The 7,893-nt window shown below is 65.9% G+C and carries 3 protein-coding genes; all 3 read right to left on the bottom strand.

Annotated features, from left to right (window positions below; genetic code table 11):
• The coding region (locus MJ601_RS21585) for a DUF4011 domain-containing protein (protein WP_242130455.1) at window positions 1–2,682 on the bottom strand (2,682 nt) is incomplete at its 3' end.
• A 456-nt stretch (window positions 2,683–3,138) separates the two neighbouring features.
• Window positions 3,139–5,901, bottom strand: a complete 2,763-nt coding sequence (gene mobF, locus MJ601_RS21580) for a MobF family relaxase (protein ID WP_242130454.1) — start codon at window positions 5,899–5,901, stop codon at window positions 3,139–3,141.
• Window positions 5,901–7,775 carry a type IV secretion system DNA-binding domain-containing protein gene (locus MJ601_RS21575; protein WP_242130453.1) on the bottom strand — a complete coding sequence of 625 codons (1,875 nt, stop codon included), beginning with the start codon at window positions 7,773–7,775 and terminating at the stop codon, window positions 5,901–5,903. The genes mobF and MJ601_RS21575 overlap by 1 nt, the downstream gene beginning before the upstream one ends.
• Window positions 7,776–7,893: the final 118 nt, after the last annotated feature.

The following is a 7,893-nucleotide window of genomic DNA, read 5'->3' as shown; positions in this document are numbered from 1 at the left end:
ATCTGCCAGATCGTCCCACAGCCGCGATATGGTAGCGGAAAGGCCTGCCTCGAGTTGGGCGACACGGGCTGCGCGGTTCGCGATCTCGGACTTCTCCGGCCGCTTCGCTGCGATCAGCCGTGGTTCGGCGCCGAGTCCCCGCAGCGAGCGCATCCACTCGACCAGCGCCAACAGCGGAGCAGAGGCGGAGCGCTCGCCACGCCAATCAGCACCGAACGCGCTCCGGCCGAATTCCCCGTCGGCCTCGATTGCTCGCATGGCTTTCTGCCCCGCTGCGAGCGAATCCATAAGCGACAGGACATCGTCCAGCGGAACGTCGGACCGCGTCAGGACGGACCTCACCAAGCGGTTACAGCGCCGCCACTCGCCGCTGAGAAATCTGAAGAGACCGCTCCCATGCGAGGCCAGGACGGCACGCGCTTCGGCGAGATCAAGGGACCATGCGGCATCGGACAGCCCTCCGTCGATCTCCACTCGCGAACGTTCGAGGAGGGCGACTGCCTCGGCGAGATCCGCAGCGCGTTCGACGCCGTTGTCCCACAGATCCGCAGCGAATGCCTCGGGGCTGGCGTCGGGAGCCGCGGCGACCCGCTCGCCCACACGCGCAAGCCTCCCGGCATCGGCGAGTGTGATAGGCGCATCGCGGCCGAGCGCGCGGGCGAGCGCCGCGCCCTCCGCAAGCAGACGCGGCAGGTCTGCTGCGGATGCTGCCATCCGGTCAAATGCTTCGAGCGTCCAGGAAGCCGGGAGCAGCGACAGCGCGGTGATGGTCTCGTCGAGGTCGGCGGTCCATGCCGCATCGTGAACCGCCGGCTCCAGTTCGCGCTTCAGGTCCGCGTGCTGGGCACCGACCGTGAGCAGGTCATCGATTCGGGCCGCATCCGCCTCCCAGACGGCGGCGGACATGGCCTCGGCCGCAACCGCCGGAGCCGCATCAATGCGCGCTGCAAGGTTGGCGAGCGACGACAGACCCGCGAGCGTTCCAGGCTTATCGGTCACGACCGTGGCGGCAAGATCCCCCTGCGCGGCATCGTATGCGCCGATCCTCTCTACCAGGTCCGCCAGCCGCACCATGAGTCGCTCGACGTCAGTCGGCAGGATGGATGAAAGGCCGACGCCAAGCCAGGGGTGTTCGTCGGGTCGTCCCAGCGTGACGACTCTCTCGGCAAGATCCGCCAGCAGGGAATGGCGCTCTGCGAAATCATCGGCAGTCCAACCTGTCGCGCCTTCAAGCTCCATGTCGGAAGGCTTCTCGCCGTCAAGCCGCAGACGGCTCAGCTGACCGACGACTTGGAACGGCGTCAAACCGGAGGTGCCGTGGGCCGCGTGCATTCGCTGGACATGTGCGTTTAGACGATCGCGCGCCTCGGTGAGCCTCGCGTTCAGCGTTCCCGGCGCCTGGCCTCGTGGGGCGCCCAGTTCCCATGTCCGGCGCAGCTCCTCCAAAAGGGCGCGCTTGTTCGCCTTGTTGCTGTGGAGCTCGAGACAGGCGTCGCCGACGCCGGTCGCGTCGAGGCGCCGCTTGACCACCTCCAGCGCCGCCATCTTCTCGGCGACGAACAGGACCGTCTTGCCATCCGCCACGGCCGAGGCGATGACATTGGCGATAGTCTGGCTCTTGCCGGTCCCTGGCGGACCCTGGATGACGAGGTTCCTGCCCCGCCGGACCTCGTGCACAGCCAGCGCCTGCGAGCTGTCACTGTCCACGATATGGAGCATTTCGCAGGGCGGAATAAACGGGTCGATGTTCGAGTCTTCGGGAATCATTGCGTCGGATCCCTCGAACCCGTCCGAGATGAGGCCCCTGATCAAATCGCGGTCTACGATCCTGCGCCCCTCCGGCCAGACGTCCGGGTCGAGGTCGCGATACATGAGGAACTTGGCGAAGGAGAAAAAGCCGAGGACGATGTTGTCGCTGATCACTTCCCAACCCGGCTTCGCGGAGATCGCTTCCGCGACCTCGTCGAAGTAAGATGTGACGTCGAAGGCGTCGCTCGCTTCGAACCCCGGCAGCCGGATGCCGTGCACCTTGTCGAGGAAAGCTTCGAGCGACAGATTGGAGGCGTAGTCCTCCTGACGCGCGCGCAGCTTGAACTTCTCACCGGCGTTCCCGCGTTCCAGCGATACAGGGACAAGCACTATGGGGGCGTAGCGGATGTTGGCCGCGTTCTGAGGATCGATCCACTTGAGCGCGCCGAGCGTCAGATAGAGGATGTTAACGCCCTGCTCCTCCTCCAGGGTGCGTGCGTCGAAGAACAGGTCGAGCAGGCGCTTCTGCAGTCCCTTCGGCGTGAGTCGGGTCTGCAGTCGGGTGTCGGAGTGTCGGGCACGAACGCCGCGCTCGTCGACCTCGTCGTCCTCGGGCTGGGCGAGGTCAACAATTTCGTCGATCTCCTCCTGCTCTCCTTCAGCAGCCTGTCCTTCGGCCGCCGACTTTCCGGCGACGAAGGTGAAGGGGCGGTTCTCCCGCACCAGCAGCCGGAACACCTCCGCGCTGATCTCGTCGATCACCTCGAGAGCGCGGACGCTCTTTGACGAGCGTGGCATGTTGAGAAGCCGGTTCCGGGCAGACAGATCCAGCAACTCGGTTCGCGCCTTATCGAGCTTCTCTCGCAGCGGCAGGTTGCTCTGGAACACGGACGGGATCTCGCCCGTCTGTTCGTCGATCGGATTCGTCGCCACCCCACCCCCCTGTACATCGCCCGAAGTCAATGATTCCGCGTCGGAAGTCGCAAGTCGAGTCAAATTCTATCCTTATTGACAGTGTTGTTTACCGCGACGGTAAGCCCCAGTCACGATTTCCAACCACCACACATCGTTCAGATACCTTACTTGAAGGTAGTTAGGACACTTGGCTGTAGCGTCGCAGCATCCCGTCTTGACCAAACGAACGGCAGCTTCTGGCAGGGTGGGAAGTTCGGCCAGACGACCGACCTGAGGGCGCGAAGCCGACACGCCGGGTCGCCGGCAGAAATGTCCGCTATCCCAATCTGCGCTCCCAAAAGGAGAATTACCGGTTCGTCCCCAGCATCGGTCATTCCTGTGCGATGAAGGCAGACAAACAAATGCCGGTTAGAAAAGCGGAATAAGTCAAATGATCCCCCCAATCCCGTTAGGCTTGTGGGCGTAAGCCAGGCCTCATCCCAGACCAGCTCCCTTCGCGTTGCCCGCTGCCAGCCCCCGTGCCGCAGCCTGAACGATCGCAGTCTGTACCTGCCCGGCTCGCTCATTGATCGCAGCGACCAGATTGCCGCGATCGTTGGTGAAGATGATGGCGGATTCCCGGGCCCGTGATATGCCCACATAGAAGGACTTCTGGTCGACCAGATTGGTCGCCTTGCTGTCGGCATGGATGATGACGTGATCGGCGGTACGTCCCTGCGCGGCAAAGGCGGTATCGACATAGCCATGGGCAATATGCCGGTCGCGGGCAGAATCGAGATGGAGCGTCTCGGTCCTGCCGTGCGCGGTCTGGATGGCGGCGGTGCGAGCCTGCTGATCCACGGCGATCACCTCGGCACGCGCGCCATTGATCCGGCCCGCCTCGCGGTCGTTGCGGGTGAAGCGGATAGCATCGCCGGCTTTCAGGTCGATGGGTTGGGCCGAGAAGGCCTGGGCATGACCCGCACCCCATTGCCGCAAGCGCCAGTCCACCTCGCGCCCATCCTCCGCCTTGAGCACGATGGCGGCCCTGGCCGGGTCGATGTTCTCGACGCGGTAGGCTTCGCCCCGCACCACGCCCTTGTCGGCATAGTCGTGGGCGAAGCGAACCACATCGCCCTTGTCGTAGCTCAAGGGATCGCGCGCCTCCGCACGGGTCAGCCCCTTGTTGACGAGGGCTTCCACCGGGACGGCAGGCCCCGTCAGCGCCCCCGACCGGGTGAGCGCCGCGCGAATATCGGCGGTCAACGCATCGCGCCCCTCGCGTGACGGCTCGACAACGATGGTACGGACACGCCCGGCCTTGTCCAGCGCCACATACCGCTCGGCAATGGCCGCGAAGCGTGTGGCCCGGTCAGCTTCCTCGATGATCTGCCCACCACCCCGATCGAGCGCGGCCATGGCTTTCCTGGCATCCCCCTCGATCGACGCCAGCACAGCCTCCCTGGTGGCGAGGTTGGTCTGCCGGACGATCTCGGCCAGCCTGGTGGTTTCCATGCCAGCGCCCTGCAACTGGGCGAAGGCCGCACCCGCCTCGACCGAACCCAACTGCTTCACGTCCCCGACCAGCACGATGCGGGCATCCTGCTTTGCGGCAAGGTCGAACAGCCGCGCGGTATCGCGCGCCGACAACAGGGACGCCTCGTCCACGATCCAAGCCGCAGGCCGGGTCGGATCGGACCTCTCTGGCGACAGCAGGTGCCGGGCAACAGTATCGCCGCGCGTGCCCAGCGCCTCGCCCAGCACCATCGCCGCCGACGCGGTCGGAGCCAGGGCGGTGACCGCTATTCCGCGTGCTTCGGCCTCGCGGGCGAAGGTCGCCAGCACCGTCGTGGTCTTGGCGGTGCCGGCATAGCCCTGGACGGCGGTGATCCGGTTACGGCTAGTCAGAAGCTGCTCGGTGGCGGCGCGCTGATCGGGATTCCAGCCATGGCCTGTGCGCTCGGCTTGCGCCGCTGCGCCGGCAACAGCCTTGGCGGCGGCAAGCGGCGATGCGATGGGGGCAAGCGTGCCGCGCCCCTCGGCCTCGATCCGTAGCATCGTGGCTTCGGTCTCGACATTCTGCCGAGTGGTGAACCCGGCAAATTCCGCACCGCGCCGGTCGATATGGATACGATCGATCAAGTCGCCTTGTCTGGTCGCGGCATCGATTGCTGCCCCGATCTGGGCGTACCCGATCCGACCCAGCCCGATCCGTCCCGCTTCCTCCTGCAAGGCGGTAGCGGAGAACACCGACTGCCGCTCGCCCAGCTTATCGGCAGCATGAGCGACGGCGCGGGCAGCGGCACCGTCGCCCTGCAATTCGATGGCGGCGCGATGGGCCGGATCGGCGGCCCTTGCTTCGGCCTCCCGAACCATCGCCAGTCTGGCCTCCGCCCCGAACCCCGCTTTGGCAGCCGTCTCCCGCCACTCCGCCACAAGGGCGGCAGGGTCGGCGGCAACCTTGGCATCGCGGGTGTCGAGCGTGGCAACCTGCTTCTCGATGGCGCTTGCCACCTCGCGCGACGTACCACGCTCCGCCAATGCCGCCTCGATCTCGGCACTGCGGGTGCTGAACGCCTCGATGACTGCGGTGGAGACATCCCTGATCTCGAAAGTGGACTCCTTGCCCGCCTCGATCTCGTAGCCCAGTTCCCGGACCTTCAGCGCCAGTTCCTGCCGGTAGATCGCCCCGATCTGCTTTTGAAGCTGGTAGATCGCGCGCGGTTCGAGGCTGCGCCAGGCACCGTCCTCGTCTCGCGTGGCGTTCATGATGACATTGTGGGTATGAAGCTGCGGGTCCTGGGCACGGCTGGTGCCGTGCTGGAAGCTGGCGATCACTAGATTGCCGGTCGCCTCGCGGGAAACGGTGCCACCATCGCGGATGCGGGTGGCGGCCATATGGCGCTCGACATGGGCCATCGCGGTTTTCACGGCTTGCCCATGCGCCTCGATCAATCGCCGGTCGCCGGCCACCTCGGCCATGATCGACACCGACTTGGGCGCGCTCAGGGTCACGTCCCAGCCGGGACGATGCTCCAACTGCCCGTCGCGGAACGTACCAAGCTGCTGGTCGCCGATCCTGCCGTCGAGCAAGGCGCGGAACGCATCGCGATCCACCTCGCCGGACAGGCCAAGCGCCTCCGCGCCAGCCCCCTGCCATTGGGAGGGCGATAGCCCGCCCTCGGCATAATAGTCGTCGGCCTCGTAATAGCTGCTGGCCTGCGCCGAACTGGTGAGTGCAGAGACGGACGCCACCATCACACCGGCCCCTGACTGTCAGGCTTCGGGGTGGGTGAGGACGATGCTGATGTTGATGCCGGCGATGGCGACGACGATGATGGCGTTACGGCGTTGCTGGCGGCCTGCCCCCACAGCATGGTCGCCGGATCGGCGGCAATGAATCCCGGCTGGTAGGGATCGCCCCGCCGCGCGATGTGATCGGCGGTCAGCCTGATCCTGGCGACCGGCAGGCCGTCGGGCAGCAGCAGATAGCCCTCGTGCCGCGCAAGGCGGAGCTGGCTCTCCATGACGGCGGGCCGCACCTCGCGCATCCGGCCCAGATTGATGCGGTGGCCTTCGTCGCCGTCGCCGAGCATGTCGGTCTTGGTCCGGATCTCCATCTCTGAGGTGCCGATGGTCTGGCTCGCCCATTGCCGGGTGTCGCTGTCGATGGTTTGCAGGAACAGCTTGGTGTTGCAGCAGCCGAGGATGGATTCGGCGATCTGCGGCCCATAGCGGTGCTGCATCTGCCCCAGCGCCTGGAAGGTCAGCACGACCGCCGCGCCGAACTTGCGGCCCTCGGGCAGCAGCCGCGCCAGGTTGTCGACGCGGGGCAGGTCGGCCAGTTCGTCCAGCACGAACCAGATGCGCCGGTCCTCGGATGGAGGCAGGCCCAGCACTGCGCTGGCGGCGCATTCCAGCCAGCAGGCGAGTAGGGGCTTCGACGCCTCGAAGTAATCCTCCTTCCTCGGCACAAATATCCACGGCCTCGCACCGGGATGCCGGTCCAGCGCTTTAATGAAGCTGCGGAAGGCGAAGGGTTTAGCCTTGTCGTCCTCGGCGCGCAGGAACTGGATCAGGTCCGCTGCCTTGGCCAACATGAATAGCACGCTGCCGGTCGCCCGATCGGCATCGTCCGCGAAGGTCCGTGCCGATGAACTGGTGGCGAGCCATTCTTTAAGGTCGTCCTTGGGTCGATTCTTCAGGGCATGGAGCAGGTCGGGCAGCGTGCGTTTGTTCTCCTGCCACAAAGCGCGGATCATATTGGCGACAAGGATGCGGCTGGTGTCGAGCCACACGTCGCTATCATGCTGGCCCGTCTCGGTGATCAGCTGGCGGGCGATGCGGTCGGCATCTGCGGGATGTGCGATCTCGGCGAAGGGCGACCAGAAGGCGCAACGGGCATCGAACGGATTGAGGATGATGTCGCCGCGCGCCGGACTGTAATAGTGCGCGATGAACTCGCCGCTGGTGTCATAGACCAGGGCGGCTTCGCCCCGCGCTTCAATGCCGTCCAGCAACTGGCGCAAGGCGGTGGTCTTGCCGCTGCCGGTCGTGCCGATCATCGCCATGTGGCGGGTTTCCAGACGGGCGGGGATCGACACCTTGCCGATCGACAGGGTGTGGGCGTCAGCCTCCTTCCCGGTCAGCCTGGCCAGCTGCTTCTCGTCCACCACCTGCGTTCCGCTGATCCAGCGGTCCGCCAGCAGACGCTCGCGCCGCCGGGCCAGTGCGCCGCGTGAGGCGATCAACGCCAGCAGCCAGGTGCCGACGCCGAGCCAACATCCCCATCTGGCCCAGGCCCAGACAAGATCGACGCGCCGCCGAAAATAGGGATGGGCGATGATCTGGCGCGCCGATCGTCCTTCCTCGATATGGTCGGGGAAGTGCACGTCGATCCCCGTATCGTCCTCCCAGCCGGACACGGCCCAGAGCTTGGTCCTGGCCCAGTAGTAGGTGCCGGTGGCGAGCATCGCGTCCCCGCCCAGCATCATGTTGGGCAGTGCCAGGCCGCCAAGGGCAACGGAGGCCAGCATGACGAGGACCTGCCGCTTGAGGCGGGCGCCTTGCGTGTTGAGATGATGCTTGCGCAAGGCATCGGCATGGTTGCGGCGATCGTCGGGGCGGGTCATGGCCGGTTCTCCCGTGCAAGGCCCCGCTGGCGATTGTAGGCGGCGGTGATCTCCTCGGTGAGGATCGCGTCGCTCTTGCGCGCGCCACTGGCGGCGCTGCGGGCATAGCAATAGGCGG

Source organism: Sphingobium trunci, from assembly GCF_022664535.1.
GTDB lineage: Bacteria > Pseudomonadota > Alphaproteobacteria > Sphingomonadales > Sphingomonadaceae > Sphingobium.
This window is presented reverse-complemented; position numbering and strand designations above follow the sequence as displayed.